Origin of the sequence: Erythrobacter litoralis, assembly GCF_029760855.1 — a bacterium.
GTDB lineage: Bacteria > Pseudomonadota > Alphaproteobacteria > Sphingomonadales > Sphingomonadaceae > Qipengyuania > Qipengyuania litoralis_A.
In genome coordinates, this window is record NZ_SOSI01000001.1 from 209364 (window position 1) to 232247 (window position 22884).

General features: G+C 61.4%; 27 protein-coding genes and 1 tRNA gene. 17 read left to right on the forward strand and 11 right to left on the reverse strand.

Annotated features, from left to right (window positions below; all coding sequences use genetic code 11):
* Positions 1-19: 19 nt before the first annotated feature.
* The 8 genes from E3U23_RS00910 to E3U23_RS00945 all read left to right on the forward strand — a co-directional run bounded on the left by E3U23_RS00910 (position 20) and on the right by E3U23_RS00945 (position 2958).
* Positions 20-334 carry a hypothetical protein gene (locus E3U23_RS00910; protein ID WP_279349287.1) on the forward strand — a complete coding sequence of 105 codons (315 nt, stop codon included), beginning with the start codon at positions 20-22 and terminating at the stop codon, positions 332-334.
* The gene (locus E3U23_RS00915; protein ID WP_279349288.1) at positions 331-711 is read left to right on the forward strand and encodes a hypothetical protein; all 381 of its coding nucleotides are present in this window, start codon (positions 331-333) and stop codon (positions 709-711) included. The genes E3U23_RS00910 and E3U23_RS00915 overlap by 4 nt, the downstream gene beginning before the upstream one ends.
* Positions 708-1004, forward strand: coding sequence for a hypothetical protein (locus tag E3U23_RS00920; RefSeq protein ID WP_279349289.1), 297 nt, complete (start codon positions 708-710; stop codon positions 1002-1004). The genes E3U23_RS00915 and E3U23_RS00920 overlap by 4 nt, the downstream gene beginning before the upstream one ends.
* Positions 1004-1276: a hypothetical protein gene (locus tag E3U23_RS00925; RefSeq protein ID WP_279349290.1), complete on the forward strand. Its 273-nt coding sequence runs from the start codon at positions 1004-1006 to the stop codon at positions 1274-1276. The genes E3U23_RS00920 and E3U23_RS00925 overlap by 1 nt, the downstream gene beginning before the upstream one ends.
* 28 nt (positions 1277-1304) lie before the next feature.
* The gene (locus E3U23_RS00930) at positions 1305-1538 is read left to right on the forward strand and encodes a hypothetical protein (protein ID WP_279349291.1); all 234 of its coding nucleotides are present in this window, start codon (positions 1305-1307) and stop codon (positions 1536-1538) included.
* A gap of 95 nt (positions 1539-1633) precedes the next feature.
* Entirely contained in the window at positions 1634-2041 is a 408-nt protein-coding gene (locus E3U23_RS00935) for a SufE family protein (RefSeq protein WP_279349292.1), read from the forward strand.
* A gap of 1 nt (position 2042) precedes the next feature.
* The gene (locus E3U23_RS00940) at positions 2043-2393 is read left to right on the forward strand and encodes a YbaN family protein (RefSeq protein WP_279349293.1); all 351 of its coding nucleotides are present in this window, start codon (positions 2043-2045) and stop codon (positions 2391-2393) included.
* 166 nt (positions 2394-2559) lie between these two features.
* Positions 2560-2958, forward strand: a complete 399-nt coding sequence (locus E3U23_RS00945) for a hypothetical protein (RefSeq protein ID WP_279349294.1) — start codon at positions 2560-2562, stop codon at positions 2956-2958.
* Positions 2959-2970: 12 nt separating this feature from the next.
* Here the strand turns inward: E3U23_RS00945 and E3U23_RS00950 are convergent, their stop codons facing one another.
* The 3 genes from E3U23_RS00950 to E3U23_RS00960 are packed head-to-tail and all read right to left on the reverse strand — an operon-like array spanning position 2971 to position 4688.
* Positions 2971-3471, reverse strand: a complete 501-nt coding sequence (locus E3U23_RS00950) for a sterol desaturase family protein (RefSeq protein WP_279349295.1) — start codon at positions 3469-3471, stop codon at positions 2971-2973.
* On the reverse strand, positions 3468-4238 hold the full coding sequence (locus E3U23_RS00955; protein ID WP_279349296.1) for a fatty acid desaturase: 771 nt from the start codon (positions 4236-4238) through the stop codon (positions 3468-3470). The genes E3U23_RS00950 and E3U23_RS00955 overlap by 4 nt, the downstream gene beginning before the upstream one ends.
* Before the next feature lie 54 nt (positions 4239-4292).
* A complete protein-coding gene (locus E3U23_RS00960; RefSeq protein ID WP_279349297.1) occupies positions 4293-4688 on the reverse strand; it encodes an acyl-CoA thioesterase in 396 nt (131 codons plus the stop codon).
* Between the two features lie 90 nt (positions 4689-4778).
* Here E3U23_RS00960 and leuC point away from each other — a divergent pair, with 90 nt between their 5' ends.
* The 8 genes from leuC to E3U23_RS01000 all read left to right on the forward strand — a co-directional run bounded on the left by leuC (position 4779) and on the right by E3U23_RS01000 (position 10065).
* Entirely contained in the window at positions 4779-6212 is a 1434-nt protein-coding gene (gene leuC / locus E3U23_RS00965) for a 3-isopropylmalate dehydratase large subunit (RefSeq protein WP_279349298.1), read from the forward strand.
* Between the two features lie 43 nt (positions 6213-6255).
* Positions 6256-6435, forward strand: a complete 180-nt coding sequence (locus E3U23_RS00970) for a hypothetical protein (protein ID WP_279349300.1) — start codon at positions 6256-6258, stop codon at positions 6433-6435.
* Positions 6435-7019 (forward strand): 3-isopropylmalate dehydratase small subunit, encoded by a 585-nt coding sequence (gene leuD, locus E3U23_RS00975; RefSeq protein WP_279349301.1) that lies wholly within the window; start codon positions 6435-6437, stop codon positions 7017-7019. Before E3U23_RS00970 ends, leuD begins: the two co-directional genes overlap by 1 nt.
* A gap of 27 nt (positions 7020-7046) precedes the next feature.
* On the forward strand, positions 7047-8042 hold the full coding sequence (locus tag E3U23_RS00980) for an NADPH:quinone oxidoreductase family protein (protein WP_279349302.1): 996 nt from the start codon (positions 7047-7049) through the stop codon (positions 8040-8042).
* A 68-nt stretch (positions 8043-8110) separates the two neighbouring features.
* A complete protein-coding gene (locus E3U23_RS00985) occupies positions 8111-8434 on the forward strand; it encodes a DUF1476 domain-containing protein (protein ID WP_279349303.1) in 324 nt (107 codons plus the stop codon).
* A 4-nt stretch (positions 8435-8438) separates the two neighbouring features.
* Positions 8439-8672 (forward strand): BolA family protein, encoded by a 234-nt coding sequence (locus E3U23_RS00990; protein WP_279349305.1) that lies wholly within the window; start codon positions 8439-8441, stop codon positions 8670-8672.
* Between the two features lie 38 nt (positions 8673-8710).
* On the forward strand, positions 8711-9043 hold the full coding sequence (gene grxD, locus E3U23_RS00995) for a Grx4 family monothiol glutaredoxin (RefSeq protein WP_279349307.1): 333 nt from the start codon (positions 8711-8713) through the stop codon (positions 9041-9043).
* Between the two features lie 251 nt (positions 9044-9294).
* Complete coding sequence (locus E3U23_RS01000; RefSeq protein WP_279349308.1) at positions 9295-10065, forward strand: NUDIX hydrolase; 771 nt, start codon at positions 9295-9297, stop codon at positions 10063-10065.
* On the opposite strand, the gene E3U23_RS01005 is transcribed toward E3U23_RS01000, so the two are convergent.
* Both E3U23_RS01005 and E3U23_RS01010 read right to left on the reverse strand, forming a co-directional pair.
* Complete coding sequence (locus E3U23_RS01005; RefSeq protein ID WP_279349309.1) at positions 10066-12066, reverse strand: sulfatase-like hydrolase/transferase; 2001 nt, start codon at positions 12064-12066, stop codon at positions 10066-10068.
* Between the two features lie 117 nt (positions 12067-12183).
* Positions 12184-12260, reverse strand: a tRNA-Arg gene (locus E3U23_RS01010).
* A gap of 59 nt (positions 12261-12319) precedes the next feature.
* Between E3U23_RS01010 and E3U23_RS01015 the strand changes: the two genes are divergently transcribed.
* Positions 12320-13036: a queuosine precursor transporter gene (locus E3U23_RS01015; protein WP_279349310.1), complete on the forward strand. Its 717-nt coding sequence runs from the start codon at positions 12320-12322 to the stop codon at positions 13034-13036.
* A gap of 54 nt (positions 13037-13090) precedes the next feature.
* On the opposite strand, the gene E3U23_RS01020 is transcribed toward E3U23_RS01015, so the two are convergent.
* From E3U23_RS01020 to E3U23_RS01045, 6 genes are all read right to left on the reverse strand, one after another.
* Positions 13091-16105: a TonB-dependent receptor gene (locus E3U23_RS01020; RefSeq protein ID WP_279349311.1), complete on the reverse strand. Its 3015-nt coding sequence runs from the start codon at positions 16103-16105 to the stop codon at positions 13091-13093.
* Between the two features lie 164 nt (positions 16106-16269).
* A complete protein-coding gene (gene virB11, locus E3U23_RS01025) occupies positions 16270-17298 on the reverse strand; it encodes a P-type DNA transfer ATPase VirB11 (RefSeq protein WP_279349312.1) in 1029 nt (342 codons plus the stop codon).
* A gap of 17 nt (positions 17299-17315) precedes the next feature.
* A complete protein-coding gene (locus tag E3U23_RS01030) occupies positions 17316-18467 on the reverse strand; it encodes a TrbI/VirB10 family protein (RefSeq protein ID WP_279349313.1) in 1152 nt (383 codons plus the stop codon).
* Positions 18467-19261, reverse strand: coding sequence for a TrbG/VirB9 family P-type conjugative transfer protein (locus E3U23_RS01035; protein ID WP_279349314.1), 795 nt, complete (start codon positions 19259-19261; stop codon positions 18467-18469). Before E3U23_RS01035 ends, E3U23_RS01030 begins: the two co-directional genes overlap by 1 nt.
* Positions 19258-20457, reverse strand: a complete 1200-nt coding sequence (locus E3U23_RS01040; RefSeq protein ID WP_279349315.1) for a type IV secretion system protein — start codon at positions 20455-20457, stop codon at positions 19258-19260. The genes E3U23_RS01035 and E3U23_RS01040 overlap by 4 nt, the downstream gene beginning before the upstream one ends.
* Positions 20454-22883 carry a VirB4 family type IV secretion/conjugal transfer ATPase gene (locus E3U23_RS01045; RefSeq protein WP_279349316.1) on the reverse strand — a complete coding sequence of 810 codons (2430 nt, stop codon included), beginning with the start codon at positions 22881-22883 and terminating at the stop codon, positions 20454-20456. Before E3U23_RS01045 ends, E3U23_RS01040 begins: the two co-directional genes overlap by 4 nt.
* Position 22884 lies beyond the last annotated feature (1 nt).

Sequence of the window (22884 nt, forward strand, 5' to 3'; positions counted from 1 at the left end):
TCAGGACTGGAGATACGATATGGAAGGCATATTGGCACTGATGATCCCGCTGGCACCGTTCATTATGGTCGTGGCGATCGTATGGATCGCAAGCCAGCGCAAGCTGGAAGAAAAGCGGCTGAATGCCACCGCCTCGCACAGTGCGGAAGAAGCCGCACGCCATGCGACCCGGATCGCCGAATTGGAAGGCCGGATCGAAGTGCTGGAGCGTATCGTGACGGATCGAGGATACGACGTCGCCACACAGATCGAAGCCCTGCGTGACGCGAAAGAGGTCACCCGTGGTGATAATGGAACGCCCATGAGCTTCGAACGCAAGGAAACGGCGCGATGATCGGCCCTGAACCGATGGACCACGATATGGTCGCCTATATGGATAGCGGACCCGACTGGTTGATGTATCTCGACCAACTCGCGCCGATCATCATCGTGGTCGTAATTGCGCTGACGATCGGCTGGATCGCCACGACATGGCTGCGCATCAAGAACGGCTATCCGCTCAGCGACGCCTGGGGCAATCCGGCCCATCCCCTTCCGAAGGAAAACAGCCAGCAACTCGAACGGCTGAGCGACGAGAACGCGCAGCTTCGCGCCGACCTGTCCCGGATGAAGGATCGTATCGCCACGGTGGAACGGATCGTGACCGATAGCGGCTACCATCTGAACAGCGAATTCGACCGCCTGCGCGATGGAGAGAAGGAGCGGGCATGACCAGCTGGGCATTCGTAGCGATCGTCGCCATCGTGGTCTGGGGCATCGTCCAGATGGGCCGCAACCGAAGCGGGAACGATCGAGACCTGCGCGATTGGCAGGACGAACGTTCCGCACGCGATCTGCACGATGCCGAAGCCCAACGTGAAATAGAGGAACTGCGCGAACGCATCAGGGTGCTTGAGCGCATCGCGACCGACGGCAACACGCCCGACGCCCGCGAGACCCGCCGCATCGCCGCCGAAATCGAGGCTTTGCGCAACGAAACCGGGCCCGACAAGGAGCAAGGCTGATGTACTGGGACTATCTACCGATATTCATCTTCGTCGTTGCTTTGGTCGCCATCGTCATGGGCGTCGGCAACGAAATGTTGAGCCGTGTGCTGAAGCATCGCGAAAAGCAGATGGAATTGATGGCCGACAAGGCAGCGGAGCAGGCCAGCCACTACGCAACGAAAGCCGAGCAACTGGAAGACCGGGTCCGCGTGCTGGAACGCATCGCCACGTCCCGGGGCGCCGATCTCGCCTCCGAAATCGAAGACCTGCGCGAACCGCGCGCCCATTGAAACCCGGGTTCAAGGAGCACATGAGGATATGTTCGAACCGACATTCGTAATCGCCGCCGCCGCACTGGTCGGTCTGGTTATCGTCGCCGTCACGCTGCTGCGGATCTGGCAGGGCTGGCTCGAATTGCAGCGCGGCCGAATGGATGCCGCGACCGGTCACCAGCGCGAGGGCAGCCCGCTCGGCGCCGCGCGGATAGAGATCGCCGACCTGAAGGAGCGCATCCGCAAGCTCGAAGCCATCGCGAGCGGGGTGGATTTGTGAACCATTCTGCGCTCCATTCGTCATGAGCTTGCCCGCAACACGCTTTTCCCGTTAGCGGCACCCCTTCCCTACGCTCAGGGTGAACGGAGAATTTCTTGAGATCGCTCGATGACATAGCCGAAGAATACGAGTTTCTCGAAGGCGACGAACGCTACCGCCTGCTGATCGAACTAGGCCGAGAACTCGATCCGATGCCCCCTGCCCTCAAGACCGATGCAACCCAGGTTCGCGGTTGTTCGGCGCAGGTCTGGGTCTATCCCACCGGCGAAGCGGACAAGCTGCATTTCGTCGCCGACAGCAACGCCGCGATCACCAAGGGCATCGTCGCCCTCGTTATTGCGGCGGTGCAGGACAAACCGGCACCCGAAGTCGCGGCGATGGATGTGAGGGCGCGCCTTGCCCCCTTCGATCTCGAAAACCAGCTATCCAGCAACCGTACGCAGGGCGTGCCCAATATGATCGCGCTGGTGCAAGAACACGCGGCGCGGATCGCGGCGGGATGAGATGACCCGGGCGCTCTACCGCGTCCTCGGCCTGCTGTGTGTGGCGCTGGGCGCGATCGGCGCAGTGCTGCCGATCATGCCGACCGTGCCTTTCCTGCTGCTGGCGGTATATTTCTTCGCTCGGAGCAATCCCGAATGGGAGCAGCGTATCCTCGACCACCCGACCTGGGGGCCGCAAGTGCGCGACTGGCGCGAACGGCGGGCGATCAGCCGCAAATCGAAGACAATCGCCATCCTCGCCATGGCGGTGGGTGCGGTGTTCACGTGGTACACGCTCGGAGCGCCGTATTACTATATTTCCATCGCTATCCTGATCGTCGCCGGCGGCTGGATCGCGACGCGCAACGAATAGCGCGCACCGGTTGGACTACCTTTCGAAACAATGGGCCGAACTCGGCGCAGGCGATTGGTCGGCGATATTCGCCTGTCTGATCGCAGCCCTCCTTTGCCGGCGCGCTTTCCACAGCGCTACGGATCCGAACAGGAAAGCGGAACGCAGCTTCTGGGCCGCAGCGACCATGGCGCTTCTATTCCTCGGCCTGAACGAATTGCTCGACCTTCAGACCGTGCTGACGGCAACGGGACGGTCGCTGGCGCGCGAACAGGGCTGGTACCGCGAAAGACGCAGCTTCCAGCTATGGTTCATGGTGATCTTCAGCATTGCCGCCCTTTTGGGCGCGGCGCTGGTCTTGTGGAAATTGCGTAACGCCCTCTGGCCGGTCCGGCTGGCGATGATCGGCTTCGTCGCGATCGCAATCTACGTGGTGCTGCGCGCCGCGTCGTTCCATCATACCGATCAGCTTTTGCGCGGCGGGCTCGAACTGGTGAAGTTCGGTTCGCTGCTGGAGATGGGAGGTATTGCCGTCGTCGCCATCTCGGCCGTTACATATAAGCGGCTGGCTGAAAAGTCCGTCTAAGCGTCTGACGTCTCAGGCTCCGGCGCTTTCCCGCACCACCGCCTCGCCCGCATCGCGCTGGCGGCGCAACTCGGCTTTCAGTGCCGCAGGACTGCGTGCGAAAACGAAACCGAAGCTCACCCCGCCTTCCTTGCCGACGGTCGCATGGTGGAGCTTGTGCGCCTGCACCAGCCGCTTGGCGTAGCCCTTTTTCGGGACCCAGCGAAACAGGCGCTGATGCACCAGACCGTCATGGATAATGGCGTAGATCACTCCGTAGCACGTGATGCCGAAGGCCACCCACCACAGGAGTTCGGACCAAAGATATCCCGCCGCGAACATGAGGAACACGATCGAGCCGAACGTCACCGCATAGAGGTCGTTCTTCTCCAGCGCATTATCGTGCGGTTCGTGATGGTCGCGGTGCCATGCCCAGCCCCAGCCGTGCATCACGTATTTGTGCGCCCACCATGCGAACAGCTCCATGCCCAGGATGGACAGGAATACAGTCAGGAGGATGGCGGGCAGGCTCATGCTTTATGCTCGGTCTGTAAGGTCTTGCGCCGCGCCTCAGGCAGCCCCCACCAGGGAACGTTCGGTGCGCGATGATGCTCGCAATGATAGCCGAAATGGAAACAGGTGGCGAGCGATACAACACTACCGAACCGCTCGCTGCGTGCATTGTGGCGATCGGCGAACCCGGCATCATCGTGCCGGTGCGGTCGATAAGTCCCGAAATAGAAAAGCTGCATCGACGAAGCGATGGCCGGCATGCCGTATAGCAGGACGATCTTCTCGACCGGCACACCCAGCGCGAACCAGTACACGGCAACCACGGTGCAGACGAACAGAGCCGAGCGCCATCCGAAATAGCGCATGAGAAACGTCTTGTACCATGGCCAGAAACGAGTCGGATGATCGGCGCTGAAATCGGGATCGTCGCGCGTACCGGGTGCTTTATGGTGCGCGAAATGCGCACGCTTCATCCGGTGCCAGCCGAAACCGGCGTAAAGAAACAGGAGCGCCCCGCCTACCGCGCCGTTGATTGCATCTCCGCGCGGAACCAGCGATCCGTGCATGGCATCGTGGCTTACGATGAAAAGGCCGACCGAAAGCCAGCATTGGAGCACGGCCATCACCAAAGCGATGGGCAAACTGCGCCATGTCAGATCGAAGGCGAACATCGCGTAAACATGAATTGCGAGCCATCCGGCGAACACCGCCGCCGCAAGGCCAAGTCCGACGATCGATTGCCGCAGCGTGCCGCCATCGCGGCGTAACGAGGTTCGATCTGCGGGCATGGCCCTCATCATACAGCGCTCTGGCCTATCCGGGCAAGTCCCGTGGCTGGTCGGTCATTCGGGAAAGAAGAACCGCGTCACCTCCTCGCGCAACCGCGCCGGACGAAGGGTTTCCGCGTCGATGCAGCACCATGCGCTCTGCACCTCGGCAAGCACTTCCTCGCCCCGCTTGATGACGGTGGAGTAGAACGCCCGTGCGCCTTGCACCTTTTCCAGAACGGTGCGGGCAATCACCTCGTCATCGAGAAACGCCGGTTTGCGATAGGTAATCTCGTGCTTGAGGGCGACCCAAGCCTTGCTCGCCACTTCTTCGGCCGGGGCGATCTTGTTCCAATGGGCGAGCACGGCATCCTGAACCCAGTTCAGGTAGCGCGCATTGTTCACATGGCCCATGAAATCGATATCGCCGGGTACGACTTTGATCGGGAAGGCGAAAGGATTTGCTGACATAAGTGTCAGTTAGGCGGAATAGGTTAAGTTTCCAAGACTCTGCATTTGCCTTTTTGCATCCCGTGCCGCCTTGTCGCACACCCGTTGGCGATGGCCAGCAAACCGCGCACACTCTACGAAAAGATCTGGGACGCCCATGTGGTCGAGCGGCGGGAGGACGGTACCTGCCTCCTTTATATCGACCGACATCTCGTCCACGAGGTCACCAGCCCGCAAGCGTTCGAGGCGCTGCGACTGGCGGGCCGCAAGGTCCGTCGCCCGGACCTGACGCTGGCCGTCCCCGATCACAATCTGCCGACCACCGCCCGCACCGCGCCCGACGGCAGCCGCGTGCCCATCGCCGATCCGCAGAGCGCCGCGCAGCTCGCCGCGCTGGAAGCCAACGCACCCGCCGCCGGCATCCGCTATATCGACGCGGTCGCGCCAGAGCAGGGCATCGTCCACGTCGTCGGCCCGGAACAGGGCTTCTCGCTTCCCGGCACCACCATCGTCTGCGGCGACAGCCACACCGCCGCGCATGGCGGCGTCGGCGCGCTCGCCTTCGGGATCGGCACCAGCGAGGTCGAGCATGTGCTCGCCACGCAGACGCTGCAATTGCGCCCTTCGAAGACGATGGAGGTCCGGGTCGAGGGCAAACTGGGGCCCGGCGTCACGCCGAAGGACTTGATCCTCCACATCATCGGCGTCATCGGCACCGGAGGCGGCACCGGCCATGTCATCGAGTATCGTGGGCAGGTGTTCGAGCGCATGAGCGTCGAAGGTCGCCTTACCGTCTGCAATATGAGCATAGAGGGCGGCGCGCGCGCAGGTCTGATCGCGCCGGACGATATCGTGTTCGACTATCTCAAAGGTCGCCCGATGAGTCCCAAGGGGGCGGAGTGGGACGCGGCGGTCGAATATTGGCGCACCCTCAATTCCGACGAAGGGGCTGTGTTCGACAAGTCGGTCACCATTAACGCGGCCGACATTGCGCCCACGGTCAGTTGGGGCACTAGCCCGGAAGACGTCGCGCCGATCACCGGCGCAGTCCCCTTGCCCGAAAGCTTCGCCGACCCCTCGAAGCAGGAGGCCGTCCGCAAGAGCCTTGACTACATGGGCCTCGAACCCGGCACCGCGCTGCAAGACGTCGCGATCGAGAATGTCTTCATCGGCAGTTGTACAAACAGCCGGATCGAGGATCTTCGCTCCGCTGCCGCAGTGCTGAAGGGTCGCCGAAAGGCGGTCGGGGTCCGCTGGGCGATCGTCGTGCCGGGATCCGGCCTAGTGAAGCGGCAGGCCGAGGCCGAGGGGCTGGACCGCATCTTCACCGAAGCCGGCTTCGAATGGCGTGAGCCTGGCTGCTCCGCCTGCCTCGCCATGAACCCCGACAAGGTGCCGCCGGGCGAACGATGCGCCTCGACCAGCAATCGCAACTTCGTCGGGCGCCAAGGCCCCGGCGCCCGCACCCATCTCGTCAGCCCCGCCATGGCCGCGGCGGCCGCAGTCGTTGGGCACCTCACCGATGTTCGGAACCTCGGCGAATGACAGCGCTTGATTGGCCAAACGCCAATTCGGGAAGGATGAGACCATGAAAGACAAGACCAGCACCGCAGCCGCCATTGCCGGCGCGGTCGGCTCGGCAGCCATTGCCGCCGCCCTCCTCTATGTGAATAAACGCCGCAACAGGGACGCCGACGATACGCATCCGCCGCGCGCTTCGACGGCGCCCCATTTCGACGACACGAAAGAAAAGCCGGAGACCGATTGATGGACAAGGTATCGACGATCGAAGGTCGGGCCATCCCGCTCGGCCTCAAGAATGTCGATACCGACGTCATTATCCCGGCACATTGGCTCAAGACGGTCAGGCGTGAAGGGCTTGGCAAAGGAGCTTTCGAAACTATTCGCGCTGCCCCCGGCAATCCGTTCGACGTCGAGGATTTCGCCGACGCGCCAATCCTCATCGCGGGCGACAATTTCGGCTGCGGATCGAGCCGCGAACACGCCGCATGGGCCATGCTCGACATGGGTTTGCGCGCGGTGATCGCACCGAGCTTTTCCGACATTTTCTCTGGCAATGCATTCAAGAACGGCATTCTCGCGGTGGAACTGCCGCAGGAGCAGGTCGATCGCCTGCTGGAAGTTGCGCGGACCGATCCGATCGCCATCGATCTCGAATCACAGACCGTGACCACCCCGTTCCAGGACCGCTTCGTATTCGAAATCGACGCCTTCCGGAAACACTGTCTTCTGGAAGGTCTGGACGAAGTGGGTTTGACATTGGCGCGCGATACCGCGATTTCGGATTTCGAAACGCGGATGGCCCGGCAGAAGCCTTGGTTGATCCCGTAAACCTGACACCGAGCAAGGAGAGAGAGCGTGAAAGCAGTGCTGACCAAGGAAGTCGGCGGACCGGAAACGCTGGTCGTCGAAGATGTTGCCGAACCCACGCCGGGCAATGGCGAAGTCGTGGTCGATGTCGCGGCCTGCGCGATCAATTATCCCGACACGCTGATGATCCGTGATCTTTACCAGTTCAAGCCGGAACGCCCCTATTCGCCCGGCGGCGAGTTTTCCGGCACGATCAGCGCGATCGGCGAAGGGGTCGAGGGCTGGCAGGTCGGCGACCGTATCCTTGCCAGCGCAGGCAATGGGGGGTTGCGCGAAAAGGTCGCGGTCGCGGCAAACCGGATGTTCAAAGTCCCGGAGGGCATCGACCTCGTACAGGCAAGCGCCCTTTTGATGACTTACGGCACGACGATCCACGGCTTGAAGGATCGTGGCGATATCAAGGACGGCGAGACCGTGCTGATCCTCGGCGCGGCCGGCGGCGTCGGCCTGTCCTGCGTCGAGCTTGCGAAGGCCTATGGCGCCCGCGTGGTCGCCGCTGTCTCCAGCGAGGAAAAGGCACAAGTCGCCCGCGATGCCGGGGCCGACGAGGTGGTGATCTACCCGCGCGAAGATATGGACAAAGCAGCGTCGAAGGACCTTGCGCAGAAGTTCAAGGATGCGGTCGGCCCGAACGGCGCGGACATCGTCTACGACATCGTGGGCGGCCAATATTCCGAACCGGCGCTCCGCTCCATCGGCTGGGAAGGCCGCTTCCTCGTAATCGGTTTTCCCGCCGGCATCCCGAAAATGCCGCTCAATCTCACGCTGCTCAAGAGTTGCGACATTCGCGGCGTTTTCTGGGGTGCGTTCGTCGCGCGCGAACCCAAGCGCAATGCGGATAACATCGCGGAGCTGTTCGATCTGTGGAAGGCGGGCAAGATCAACCCGCTGATCAGCGAAACCTATCCGATCGACCGAGCCCACGAAGCCATCGCCAAGCTGGAAAATCGCGAGGCCGTCGGTAAGCTCGTCGTTACGATGTAGCGGCTTGCGGGCGTTGCGGCGCGCCCCTATCGCTGAACGCCGATAACCAATTCAGCGAGGACACCACGATGGACTTCAAGGATCGCGAACGGGGCGAGGAAGCCAAGTTCGTTTTCGACGGCGAGAACGAGTTCAAGATCGCGGCCCGCCGCAATCGCCTGCTGGGCGAGTGGGCCGCCGGTCTGATGAACCTCACCGACGAGGAAACCGACGCGTACAAGAAAGCCGTCGTACAGGCGGATTTCGAGGAAGCGGGCGACGAAGACGTGATCCGCAAGCTTCTCGGTGACCTGACGGCAGCGGACTGCGATGTCAGCGAAGCCGACATCCGTGCCAAGCTAGACGAATGCGCGGTCGAGGCGCGTCGCCAGTTCATGTCGGACCAAGGCTGATCCGATGGCGATGAAGGCGGAAGAGATCGAACGACTGATCGCCGAAGGGCTGCCCGGCGCCGAGATCGAAATTCGCGATCTCGCGGGCGATGGCGATCATTACGCGGCGAAGGTTGTTGCCCCGCAATTCAAAGGCAAGACACGCGTCGCGCAGCATAAACTCGTTTACGATGCGCTTGGCGGACGGATGGGCGGCGAGCTCCACGCCTTGCAACTCACCACCGAAGCACCCAACTGACTTCCCGTAATTCAGTTCTCACGGAAGGCAGGCTACACATGGCCGAAGTTAACGACCGCATCTCCGACATCGTGGGCAAGAGCGACGTCGTCCTCTTCATGAAGGGCACACCGCTGTTCCCGCAATGCGGCTTTTCGAGCCGCGCCGTAGCGATCCTCGATCATTGCGGCGTCGCGTATGACAGCGTCGATGTTTTGCAGGACATGGAAATCCGCCAGGGCATCAAGAGCTATTCCGACTGGCCGACCATTCCACAGCTTTACGTGAAGGGCGAATTCGTTGGTGGTAGCGACATCATGATGGAGATGTTCGAGGCCGGCGAATTGAAAGAGCTGATGGACGAAAAGCAGGTCGCCAAAGCGGATAGCTGAGTGGCGTCCCTCTTCATAACAGGAAAGGCCCGCCCGGGGGACGACCGGGCGGGCCTTTTTGCTTGCGGCGCTGCGATGGGAACGGCTGCAGCGATCGCGAAGACTTCAGGGACGCGAGATATTATGCGAAACCCGTGCCAATTCCACCAGCGCACTGGCTCTGCACGGGTTTCGATGGTTAATCCGCAAACCATATCTCGCGGGTTTGTAAAACATTCCGACAGAGGGGCGGCCGAAGGGTGTTCGCCGGCATGAGCGATGCACCCGAGCCTATCCCAGCCGCTACGGTCGTCATATTCCGGACCGGCGCGGCAGACGGGCCGCCCGAAATCCTCATGGTCACCCGTTCGCGCGAACTGGTCTTTGCGGGTGGGATGGCCGTCTTTCCCGGTGGGCGCGTCGATCCCGAGGATTACGCGCTTGCACGTAAGTTGGCGGAGGGCGGCGATACAGACGAGGAAGCGCATCGCATCGCGGCGATCCGCGAGACCCTGGAAGAGACAGGGCTAGCTATCGGGCTAGCTGGCGATCTCGATGCAGACACAGCAGCTGAAGCCCGCCGCCTCCTTCTCGAAAAAGGCGCGCTCGAGCCGGTCCTCGAAGCGTTCGATCTTACCCTTAAAACAGACACGCTTACGCCGTTCGCACGTTGGCTGCCCCTCGGCCTCGCACATGACAGAATTTTCGACACCCGCTTCTATCTCGCCGATCTAGGGACCGGCAACGTCGAGATCGCGGTCGATCGAACGGAAAATACGAACCTCTTCTGGATCACCGCGCAAGACGCTCTCGACCGGGCGGATCGTGGCGACATTAAATTGATTTTCCCAACCCGTCGCAATCTTGAACGACTGGCGCAGTTCGCTTCCTTCGCGGACGCGAAGGCCCACGCGGACGCCCACCCGCAACGCACGATTACGCCGGAAATCGTTGAGGTCGCCGGAGTTCAGGTTCTGCGCATTCCCGACGACCTGGGTTATCCGGTGACAGAGGAAGAATTCACGGTCGTGAGAAGGGGCTGATTATTCGTCAGCAATGCGAACTCGCTTTTCGAGTTCGCGGCGAAGGGTGGCTTTACGTTCGTCATACCGCACATCGTTCGCGATATTGTACCATTCGTTGGGATCTTGGTCTTGGTTGTAAAGTTCTTCCTCGCCCTCACTCGTTAGCGTATAGCGCCAAGAAGCGGAGCGAACGCTGTGGTTGCGAGATGAGGGATTCCCTGGTTCGGGTTTATCAGCAACCCTGGAAAATAAGCTGCTGATCGCTAGGGGCCACCTCATCATCTCCGGCTTCACAGGATCGACTAAAGCTGGAATCAAACTTTGCCCATCGAACGGCGCTTGGCCGCTCACCATTTCATCGAATTCAGCGATCGCCATACCTAAAAGGGTGGGATAGAGATCAACAAGCGAAGCTGGAACTTCGCTTAAAGAACCGCGGGAGGTATTATAGGCTGTATCGGGATGGACGATGACTAATGGTATTCTGGTCGCCTCGTTCCATAGATTATTCTTCCCCCAATAATTCTTCTCACCGGCACTCCATCCGTTGTCGGACGTCAAAACAATGATAGTATTTGACCGTAGGTCAGGGTTAGCATCTAATGCGTCCAAAATTACACCGACCTGGCTATCTACTTGATTAACCGCCGCAAGATACGACAAGATCATACTCTTTAGCAATCTATCTTGACTATTTGCAATGAAGCTTCCGGGATTGATCAGGTCTGGGATAGTCCCATTCTCTGCCCCCCCATCCATTATTGTTTTGAAACGAGGAAACCCCTCACCGAAGCGGGCCGATAATGGTATATCTTTGATGTCCGCGTTTTTAAGCTGACCTTCGTACAAAGGCGGCAAAGAAACGTCGTCTATAGTCTTGATGCCATTTGCCGTAATGACTTCGTCAAAATAGGAGTCTGGAACGTACAAGGGCGCATGCGTTTTAACCAATCCCAGCATCATCAAGAATGAACGATCGGTGAGAGGCGCGGTCGAAGGACCTCGACCATAACGCGCAACACGTCCGCGCAACAAATCACTCGCCCAGATTGCGACCTTCTCGTCACTCATAAGTGAGCGATTTTCGGAATTGCGATAAGAAAATTCACCCTGCCCTAAGTATTCGGCAAATCCGGCGTAATTATATCCAACAGGATAACTGCTATTCATTCCGGCTCGAAATATCGGGGCCTGCGAGATTCTCCCATAGCCGAAAACCCAAGATTGAATAGCGTTGGGAAGGTCGGGATTTGAATTCCATTCTCCGTCGGGGAGAAGGTCAACTCTTTGGCGGTCGTCTACATATTCCCAATGCTTGCCGAGGTCACCTTTAGGAATGTAATGCGAGGGAAAACCGTAATACGTCGTCTGGCCATCCCACGGTATCGGACCAAAACTCGATCGAGGACCAATATATCCTCCCTCCACTCCTTCTCGGGACTTGGGCTGCGTCGATCGCTGATTAGTTCCAAATAACCTGTGGTCGTTTTCGGTGCCATGAAATACCTTGCCACCAAGGTATACTGCGTAGCCGGCATCGCGAAATACCTCCGGCATTAATTTCGCGTTACTAAGCAGCTCATGTTGTCTGAAATCTAAAGTGCTATGATATTTACCCGTGGTTGACGGCAAATAACCTGAAAGCAAACTCGCGCGGGAAGGCGAGCAAAGTGGGGCATTCGCGTGCGCGTTCGTAAACGAGACCCCGCGTTGCATAAGGCGTTTAATATTCGGCGTATACGCCTGTGGGTGACCGCCGAAGCCCTCCACGTAATCGTTCAAATCATCGACGATGATAAAGACGATATTCGGACCGTCAGCTATCGGCAAAGGCTCGGACGTTGGTGAGGGAGCTGGTGCCGGATTAGGGTTCCCAACATTTCCGACAGGTGGTGTGACATTACTTTCGTCACCCCCACATGCAAGCAACCCCAAAGCGAGGGTAAGACAAAAGTAGCGGCGCATAGTTCCCGTTTCTAAATTGAGGGCCGCCCAGCAGCCATCAGATCCCGCATTCATTGAGCATCCCGTAACCACGGATGCAACCCTGCCTTGCAAATTTTCGAAGCAATCTATCTGGCAGTTATCTCGGCAATTGTGTGGGTGCGGAAGTAACGCCTATTCGTTAAGGGATAATGGCGCGCCCGGCAGGACTCGAACCTGCTGCCTCAAGATTAGAAGTCTCGCGCTCTATCCAGATGAGCTACGGGCGCGCGCCGGGAATGCCATAACGCCGCTTTCCCGCCGCGCCAATCGCGGATAATCGGAGCATATGGAAAAGGCCGCCGCCCCGCAAAGCTTCCGCTTCTACGATCTGGTGATGGCGGCCTTCGTCACCATCCTGTTGCTGAGCAACCTGATCGGTGCGGCGAAGCCTGCCGCCGTCACGCTTCCCTTCGTCGGCGATTGGTCGTTTGGCGCGGGGGTGCTGTTCTTTCCCGTCAGTTACATCGTCGGCGACGTTCTCACCGAAGTATACGGCTATGCCCGCACACGGCGCGTCATCTGGACCGGGTTCGCAGCGCTGCTGTTCATGGCGTTCATGGCATGGGTGGTGGTTGCGCTTCCGCCTGCGGATGGGTGGCCGGGGCAGGAGGCCTACGAGTTCGTCTTCGGCAATTCGTGGCGAATCGTGTTGGCGTCGATCGTGGCGTTCTGGGCCGGGGAGTTTGCGAACAGCTTCGTTATGGCGAAGATGAAGGTATGGACAGCGGGCAAGCACCTGTGGACGCGGACCATCGGATCCACCGTGGTCGGACAAGGGCTCGACAGCCTCATCTTCTATCCTCTGGCGTTCTGGGGCCTGGCGGGCTGGCCGGTCGAATTGATCTGGCAGGTCGTCCTGTCGCAATGGGCGATCAAGACGGCATGGGAAGCTCTTCTGACGCCGGTCACGTATCTCGTCGTCAACCGCCTGAAACGCGCGGAAGGGGTGGACGTCTTCGATACCGACACCGATTTCTCCCCCTTCGCCAAAGCGGGGTCCTGAAAAGGAAAAGGGCGACCGCGAGGCCGCCCTTCCCTGTCGATCCGAGATACCAGCTTAAAACTTAGCGCCAACGCCGATGCCGTAGCGACGGGGTTCGAGCGTGAAGATATTCGTGAAGTTCCCCGAAGTGGCGTCGGTCACGTAAAGGCCGGTGATCGAGTTCGCATCGAAGATGTTCTGAATGAAGCCGCGCACATAGAAACGCTCATCCGGACTATTGAGCTGGATCTGCGCATTCGCCTGCACGAACGGCTCGATCCGGTTCACCCGGCCGTTGAACACATTGCCGAACTGCTCGCCCGTGAAGGCGACGTCGAAGCGAGGCACGAGGGTCATGCCGTTGGCGAAATCGGCGGTATACTGGACGCCGGCGGATGCCTTGTATTCCGGAGCCTGGGGCAGCTTGTTGCCCTTCAGGTTCACTTCGACACCCGGGCTCAGAACCGCGATGCCGCCGAATGCCTGACCTAGGGTGACGCCGGGCAAGTTTACGGCATCGACAGGAAGCGCCGTCGAATCATTCAGCGCGCTACAGATGCTGAACGCCCCGGTCGATGCGATACCGCTGTCGGACGGGAAGGCCGTCGGTGCGCGCAGGCCGAGGTTCTGGTTTATCGCAGCGACGTATCCATTCGCATTCGCACCGGTAACGGCACAGAACGATCCGTTGGAGATATCCTTGATGATCACCGCATTGGGATCGCCACCGCCGGGATCGCGCGGGTTGGAGAAGAACTGGTCGCCGGCAACCTCCGCGTTGAGATAGCTCACATTGAGATTGACCAACCAGTTGCGGCTGGGTGCCAAGATCGTTTCGAGTTCGAGCCCCCAGATGTTCGCATCGATCGTATCGTTAACAGATGTTCGCGAGACGATCCGGCTGAGTTGCAGGTCGTTGTACTTGTAATAGAAGCCGGTCAGGTTGATCTGCGCGGCGCCATTGGCGAACGTGTTTTTCGAACCGATCTCGAATGCATCCACGATCTCGGAATCGAAGAACTCCTGAACCTGGAATTCCGGCGGCACGGGCGGATTGATGCCACCCGATTTGTAACCGCGCGAATAGGACGCATAAATGGTGTTGTCCGGCGTGATGCTGAAGTCGATCACCGCGCGTCCGGTGAACTCGTCGAACGAGGCATCCCGAACCTGGAATGGTTGGTTGCCCGGCGTGCTCTGATCCGCATCGAACGTTCCTGCAAAGGGCGAGTCGAATGGTGCGCCGTCGTTCGAGAACGGATTGAGGAAATTGGCGAAGGTCGTACGCGCAGTCACCGTTTTGCTATCGTTATTGTACCGTAGGCCGCCGGTGAGCTGCAACCGGTCGCTGATGTCGAAATAGACTTCGCCGAAGAGCCCATAGCTCTCCAGCTTGTAGTTCGCCGAATTATTTCGATACATCGAGGTTGCAAGATAGGACGGCGGCAAAGGAGCCGGTGCGCCGTCATCATCCGTATTCGCGAAAGCCGAGAACGTGCCGAGTATACCGGCCGCGTAATCCAGACCGAACGAGTTCACATAGTAGTTGTTGTCGATGATTTCGGTCTCGGCATAGATGCCGCCCACCAGGAAATTGAACGGCCCATCGAAATCGCTCGAAAGGATGGCTTCGGCAGACCAGGCGTTCTGGTCCTGGTTCGAACGATCGAACGCGAGCGGAACATCGGAGCAGATCGAATTACCTTCGAATGCGCCACGATTACCGTCGTCATTGTCGGACGTACAAAGCACGCCGTTCGGCCCATTGGGGATCAGGGCCTGAGCGATCGGCGCGAAATACGCGTTCGATCCCGGTACGAAGCCGACGACCGCACCGGTGGTCGGATCGTTGATCGGAATGCCGTTCGCTGCAAGGAACGCAAGTGTGTTCAGACCTTGCGCAAAGCCTGTCCGGTCGAGGATGCCGAGATTGTAATCCTGTCGGCTGTCGACGCTGTTTTCCTGATAGATGCCGGTGACGGACAGGTTCATCGCGCCGAAGCTCTGGTCGAGATGCGCCTGAACCTGCAATTCGTCGGCGAAGTATTCGGGCGTGAACGCGGTGTTGACGGTGCGAACGTCGTTCGGCTCGTCGAAGTTCGCGTATCCGTCCTGGCCATACACGCTGCCCAGTGCGAGGCTTTCGGGGATGCCTTGGATGCGGAACAATTCGACGCTCGGAAGCACGGCTGCGAGGGTCGAGTTGGCATTGGTGCTGTCGAAATCGAGCCGATTGTTCAGGCATCCCAGCACGCCCGTGGGGTCGCGCTGGCAAAGCTGCTTCTGGATGCGCAGACGATCGTCGTCCTCGCGGAAGTAATAGCCCATTACGTCGATGACAGTGCTGTCCGTCGGCTCGAAGCGGACGGAGCCGCGAATGGCATACATGTCGCGGCCGTCGATATCGGAATCGTCGAACAGGTTGGTCGTGTACCCGTCCCGGTTGAGGTAGAACCCGGCAAGCCGCACGCCGATGGCATCACCGACCGGTACGTTGACCATGCCCTTCGCGCGGATGCTATTGTAATTGCCGTATTCGAAATCCGCACGCGCGCCGAAGCCGGAGAGGTCCGGCTTCGCGGTCACGACGTTGACCACTCCCGAAGTGGCGTTCCGGCCGAACAGTGTACCCTGCGGACCGCGCAGGACTTCGATCCGTTCGAGGTCGAAAAATTCGGTTTCGAACAGGCGCGTGCCGAACAGGGGCGAACCGTTGACGTGAATGCCAGTCGCACTGTCGCAGGTGACGCCGACGCACAGATCGCCGACGCCGCGAATGGTGAAGCTCGAGGACGTGAAATTCGACTTGGTGAAGGAGACGTTGGGCAGGGTCAGCTGAAGATCGCTCGAATTTTCGATCTGCTGCGCCTCCAAGGCTTCGGTATCGAAGGCGCTGACTGCGATCGGCACTTCCTGCAGGCTTTGCGCCTGGCGCTGTGCGGTCACGATGATGACCGGCATGGAATTCTGCGTCGTCGTTTCTTCCGCAATCCCGGATTCGCTGCTGTCGCCGGTAACGTCTTGCGCGAATGCCGGTGTTGCGATGGCTCCGGCGCACGCGCCCGCCATCAGGAATGCCCTGATCTTCATCAACCTCTCCTCGTATCGAGGGGCGCCTCTTACAGGGCGCTCCCGTCGCGATCAGGGTATCAGGAAATTAAAACGTGGCAAGCGAGCGACGCTGCGCAACAACGTTTCGCGCATTTAACGCAATTCTAAGACTGATTGCGTTGCCGTGAGACAACACTTTTCCGTCACAGGTCGAGCAGGTCGGCACTCTTCGCGATATGTGCGATGCCGCGCTTGCCGTTCGGATCGCGAGCAAGCTGCACGATGACGTCGATCACGCTGGCGGCATAAGCGATGGTGTCGGAGCGGGTCAGCCCGATGCCGGTCTGCATAACCATCAGCGAAAGCTGCTCCAGCGCGCCGCGCAGGCTGTTGGCATGGATGGTGGAAAAGCTGCCGGGGTGGCCGGTGTTGATTGCGCGCAGGAAGCTGACACTTTCCGCACCGCGCAATTCGCCCAGCACGATCCGATCGGGGCGGAGGCGAAGAGCAGCCTGAAGCAGCTCGTTGGCCGTGACCTTCGCCTCGCCGAGCTCGCCCTTTACGGCGACGAGACCGACGCCGTTCGCACCCGGGAACTTCAGTTCAGGCGTATCCTCGACCAGCACGACCCGTTCCTGTTTGGGAATTTCGCCGAGCATGGCGTTGAGGAACGTCGTCTTGCCGGTGCTGGTGCCGCCGGAAACGAGGATGGTGCGGCGCTGCTTGATCGCCTCGCGCAAGAACGCGACCGGATTGGCCTGCGGATCGGGCATCGCCCCTTCCACCGGCGGGGCGAGCGGACCGGTGTCGTAGGCATCGAGCGGCAGGTCGAGCCGGCGGTGGCGGCGGATCGCCATCGCCCAGTGCTTGCGCGCGGCAGGCGGGCCGCAGAATTGAACACGCGCGCCGTCGGGCAAAGTCGCGCCGAGCAGCGGATGCTCGCGATTGATGCCCTGATGGCTGACCCGCGCGACCTGTTCGGCCAATCGCTGGATCAGCCGGTCGTCAATGTCGGGTCGCGACACGCGCTGCATCCCGCCACCGGCGCTCGCATCTTCGATCCAGACCTCGCCCGGACCGTTGACGAGGATTTCCGTCACCGTGTCGCGATCGAGCCATTCGCGGAACGGCTCAAGATAGGCGTCGAGATAGACGCTCCGCTCGCCAGGCAAATCGACGCGCGGCGCATCGTCGATATCGCCCTGGACGAGAGATGCCACGTCGGCGCTCATTCCAGCGGCCGCCTCGCTCAGCTTACGGTCGAGAAATCGAGATCGCGTGCGGTGAAGATGCGGATCGGTTCGCCCTGCCGCACCCGTACGGTCGGTCCACGTTGGCCGTCCTGTTCCGCCGCGGTGGCAGCGGCCGAATTGCCCGCCCCGCCGAGGATCACGCCCGCACCGCCAGTCGCCAGCTGGCCAAGGCCACCAACGACGGACAGCAACATCGCCGAACCGAAGCGCTTGAAGAAGCCATTGCCGGAAACCTTGCCAGCCAGACCAGTAGTTCCGTCGAACCCGATCGCGGGCGATGCGAGGTTGACCGAGGCACCGTCGGGCCGGATCAGCCGGGTCCAGATGACATAGGCCCGGCGCTGCCCGTTCTGCATGCCGGACTGGTATTGTCCGATCAGGCGGCTCGAACGCGGGACCAAGGTGCGCTTTCCATCGAAGCTGCGGACATCCTGGCTGACTACGGCGCGCACGAAGCCGGGCACATTGGTATCGATCGCGGTTTCGAGGATCGCGGGTATAAGCGTGCCTTGCGTAACCGTGGTCGAGGGGTTGGTCATCGCGGTTGCGCGAGCGGGCGCCCCGCCCACCCCGCCGACGCGACTGGCGAAGTCCGATGCTTCGCCGCGTCCAGCCGGCGCGTTCTGTGCGGCGTCTCCTGCACCTTCCACGCCCGGCGCTCCGGCGAGGTCCCGCGCCGTGCCCGCATCGAACACAACCGTCGGGCTGTTGTAGCGTTCTGCGCGTGGTTCGGTCTGCGCCATCGGATCGTTCGACATGATCGGGGCGGGCGCGGGATCGGGATAGGTCTCGAACCCCTGCGACTCAACGGCGGAATAGTCCGGCTCACCTTCGAACGGCGCCGGCGTGGGCGCGTTTTGCGCCTGTTGCGGCGGCGCCACCTGATCGCTTCCCACGCCTTCGGGCTGAGGATCGAGGCGGGCGGAGTTCATGCTCCACAAGGTCACCGCACCCAGGCCCGCTATGATCGCGAGACCGGCCACCATACCGAGCGCGTCGGACTTCCCGCCGCCGGGCCGGGCAACGGCCGGGAAGGCATTGCGCTGCGCAAGATCGATGATCTCGGCATCGGTCTCCTCGCGCGGATCGACGTCGTTCGCGGGGCCTTTTAAAGGCGTCTTTTCCGGAAACTTGTTGGCTAGACGCATCAGTCGGCCTTTCTGGAAGCGAGCGCGGCAGGCGCGCCCGATTGGGAGGATGCGGACGCGCGTACGGGCCCGGTATTGGTCAGCGTGGCGCTATCTTCGCCAGCACGCAGGACGATGATGCGCGGCACGCCGTCGATAACGATGACATCGTCCCGCACGGTGAAGTTCACCGGACCTTCGGTGCCTTCGGAATTGGTGACGAGGATCGCGGGGACCGCAGTGCCTTCGGACCAGGTCAGGAAGGTCGCATTTCCATCATCGAAGGTCTGCTGCGGCAAGAGGTTCGCATCGCCCTCTGCCGACCAGGCGAAGTTGAGATCGCTGGGATCGACGGTCTCGATCGGATCGGCAGGCGCATTAGGCGCGGCAGCTTCCGTGCCATCGGCACTCGCCAATTGTGCGTCCGCAGGCTTTTCGGGTTCCGGCGGATAGTCGAAGCGCAGCACGTAAAGCGGTTTGGCCGATGGGCCGGCGACAAGATCGAACAGATAGGTACGCTTGCTGGTAACCACGGTGAGATTCGTGGTTGCCCGCGCTTCGAGTGGTTTCACGAACAGAATATTGGCGCGCTTGTTCGGCGTGACCTGCCAAGTCTGCGAATTGCCGATGGCGACGTTCTCGATCACCTCGTCGTCGCCGAAAACGATGCTTGCCTGAACGTTGAGCTTGCCATCGAGGCGGAACACCTTCGCCTCGTCGTACATGACTTGGGAGAGGCGCGCATCGGCGTGGGCCGGTGCCGCCGCCATGCCGGCCAGCGTTATGGCGAGAAGGGATGCAGACACGCGGATCATGCCGTTTTCTCCGTCGAATTCTTGAGCGAACGCGGCGGGGCGGCCTTGAAGCGGCTGCCGATCCCCTGCGTCCGGCTGGGCGTTCCGTTAAGCGGCGAGACCTGACCGCCGCCTGAAGCGGTGGCGTATACCTTGGTGGTGCGCGACCCGGAACCGCCGCCCGATCCATCCATGCCGCCATCGTTTGCCGCCATTGCCACAGGCATGGCCGATACGTCGATCCGCCGGGCATTGGCGCTGGCCTGCGTGGCCGCCTGCGCCTGCGTCAACTGGGGCGACGGTGGAGGCGCGGGGGCCTGGCCTGCAGCGGCGGCGATCGCCGCGGCGGCTTTCTCTTCTTTCGACGGCGCAAGGCCGAAGACGGTCCAGCCCGCCACCATCGTGCCCGCCACCTTGAGCACAAGGATCATCAGCGCGACATGGACCGCGCCGATCATGAAGAACGCCATCCCCGCCTGCGCCGGAACGATGCCCGGTTGTGCGGTGAGAGCCGACAGGATCGGTACGGCAAGTTCCAACATGACACTCCCGCCAAGCACGGCGAAAAGCGGCGCCAGCGCGCACATCGTGACGCCCTTGACCCAGCCACCGAAAAGGCCGCGCGTACCGTTGAACAGCGCCATCACCACGAAGATCGGGCCGAGCGCGATCAGCACACCGAGCGCGATCTTCGTCGTCACCAACAGCCCGATCGTGCCGAGCATAAATAGCATCGCACCGAGCCACATCATCCCCTTGGGGGAGAATGCGGAGATGTCCTCCTGCCCCTCGCCGCTCGCTTCCTGGATCGCGGTGAACACCACATCGATCTTCTGCGCGAACACATCGGTTGCCGAGCCGCGCGTTCCCGTAAGGACGCCTGCGAGGTAGTCCGGCGTACCGACGGCCAGGTTCCACACCACGCTCTGATAGGCGACCCAGCTTGTCGCGAAGGTCAGCACGAGTCCCAACGTCATCATGCGCGGTACGAGCGCCCGCACGCCGATATTCGTGCGACCGGTCAGCAGCAGGAATCCGAAGATGGCGATATAAAGCGTGAGAACGAGCGTCAGAACCGTGCCGAGCGAACCGCCGGGCGCGAACAGCCGTCCGAATGCGGCGGCGGACGCTTCGCCTGCGATGCAGTCCACCCCGCGAAGGGCGGCGGCAACGCCGTTACCGACCTGCTCGGCGGCCTGTTGACAGGTTGCACTCATTCCGCGGCCATTCCGAATTCGTAATCGTCGGGCGACTGGTCGTTCGCCCCGCCGGGCCAGGCATGGCCCGTCAGCGTCGGGAACCAGTCGGCCGGCGAATCGCCCAGCGCCTCGCGCAGGACATCGAGGCGCCGCACGGTGCTCTCGCGGCCGGAGAGCAGCGTTAGCACTTCGGGCGCACCGGACAGGTCGAGCCGTACGACGACGCTCGCATCGGGCTGCCGCACGAGGAAGCAGCGGCTATGCGCAGGCAGCGTGCGGATCAGCGCCAGCTCGTGTTCGGTCAGGCCGAAGCCATCGCAGTAATCCTCGGGCCGGGCGCGGCTGTTGGGCATGAACACCATGGTCGCCGTCTGCTCGACAAGCGCAGTGGAGATCCGGCTTTCCAGCGCATCGCGCGCGCTCTGGGTGGCGAAACCGACCAGCGCGTTGCGTTTGCGCAAGGTCTTAAGCCAGTCGCGGATGCGTGCGGCGAAAATCTCGTCGTCGAGCGCTTTCCAGCCCTCGTCGATCAGGATCATGGTCGGCTTGCCGTCCAGACGCTCTTCGATGCGGTGGAAGAGATACATCATGGTCGGCGTGCGCAGCTTCGGGTTCTCGAGCAGCGCGGTCATGTCGAACCCGAGGACGCGGGCCGACAGATCGAGTTCGTCCTTCGCGTTATCGAACAGCCAGGCGTTCTCGCCTTCCCCGATCCAGGCCGAGAGTCGGTCCGCCAGATCGCCCGGTTGGGGGCGGCGGCTGCCGGACAGCAATTCCTTAAAGTGGCGCAAACGACGCAGGCTCGCATCGTTGGCGTAGGCCGCATCGACCGCGGCCGCGATCGTCTGGTCCTCCTCCGGTCCTTCGGCCTTGAGCAGGACGGAAAGCCAGTCGCGCAGGAACGCCTTGTTGCCCGGCTTTTCGGGTAGCGAGAGAGGATTGAACCCGGTCGGCTCGCCCGCCCGCACGCTGTCATACCGGCCGCCGATACCGCGCACGAACAGCTCCGCCCCGCGATCCTTGTCGAACAGGATGGTACGCGGGCTGAACTTCTGCGCCTGCGCGGCGAGGAAATTCATCACGACGGTCTTGCCCGAACCGCTCGGCCCGATGACTGAAAAGTTGCCGAGATCGCCGTGGTGAAAATTGAAGAAGAACGGCGTTGCGCTGGTGGTTTCCAGCAGCGTCACCGCCTCGCCCCAGTGATTGTCCTGCGCCTGGCCCAATGCGAAACCGTGCAGGCTGCCGAAGCTTGCCATGTTGGCGCTGGAGATCAGCGCGCGGCGCACGAGATAGCCTTCATTGCCGGGGAACTGGCCCCAGAAGGCGGGCTCGAGATTGGTATCCTCGCGCACGGCGATGGCGCCGGTATCGGCGATGGCGGCGGCGCAGGCGGCGGTCGCATCGTCGAGGCGAGCGAGGTCGCGCTCCTTTACCATCACGGTAAGGTGGTGGTCGCCGAAGCCGACCGCGCCATTCCCCAGCGCATCGCGCGCCGAAAGCATGTCGGCGCGTTCGGCGGCGGCTTCCTCGTCGGCGGATTTCAGCCGCCGGATCGCAAGATCCATCCGCTCGCGCGCGGTCTGTCGTTCGGTCGGCGCATAGCTTTCCGAAACGACCATTTCGTAAGGCAGACGCAGCAGCCCATCGAGCAGGCCTGGCGTCGTTGCCTCGGGATAATCCTTGAGCCCGAGGATGGTCGCGAAATCGGGTGAGCCGGAGCCGCGTTGCTCCAGCGCATCGAGCCCGAACGAGACCCGGCGATAGGGCAGCATCTGCCCGAGATCGACGTCCTCGCTCGGTTTGCGTACCGGACGCATCTCGCCGTTGTAGAGTGCCGAAAGCAGTTCCAGCATCTCGGAATTGGTGTTGCCCTGCGGCCCGACATATTCACCGAGCATCGAGGCACCGTAGGCCTGGAGCGAAGCGACAAGGCCCTGGGCGGCGGCGCGGAGACTGCGCAAATCCTTGGGATCGGCTTCGAGCCGTTCGCTCTTCTTGCGCCGCTTGACCGTCTTGCCGACCCGCTCGACCAGACCCGCCTTGCCGCGCGCTGGGCGGCGGATCAGCGTGATGAACTGGTCGTTGATGAAGAGCTGTCCCGACCCCAATCGTTCTTTCCAGCGCCCGTCGATATGGCGGCTTATCGGTTCGGGGAATTGCGCGTCCAGCTCGACCGAAACCCGGCGACGGATCACGTGATGATACATGACGAAGCGTGCGTCGAGGGTCGAGCGCAGCATTACCTCGCGCGTCGCCGCATGGGCATTGAGTGCTTCGCTGTCCTCGGTTTCGAACAACAGGCCCGGCACCTGGATGGCCGTCATCACCGAACCGTCGCGCAGCAGCACGGTGTGTTCGTCGACCAGCCGCGCATAAGGAAGCCGGTCGCCGACCCGCGCTTCCTTGGCGCTCCAAGACGCCGCTCCGATCCATTTGCTCATA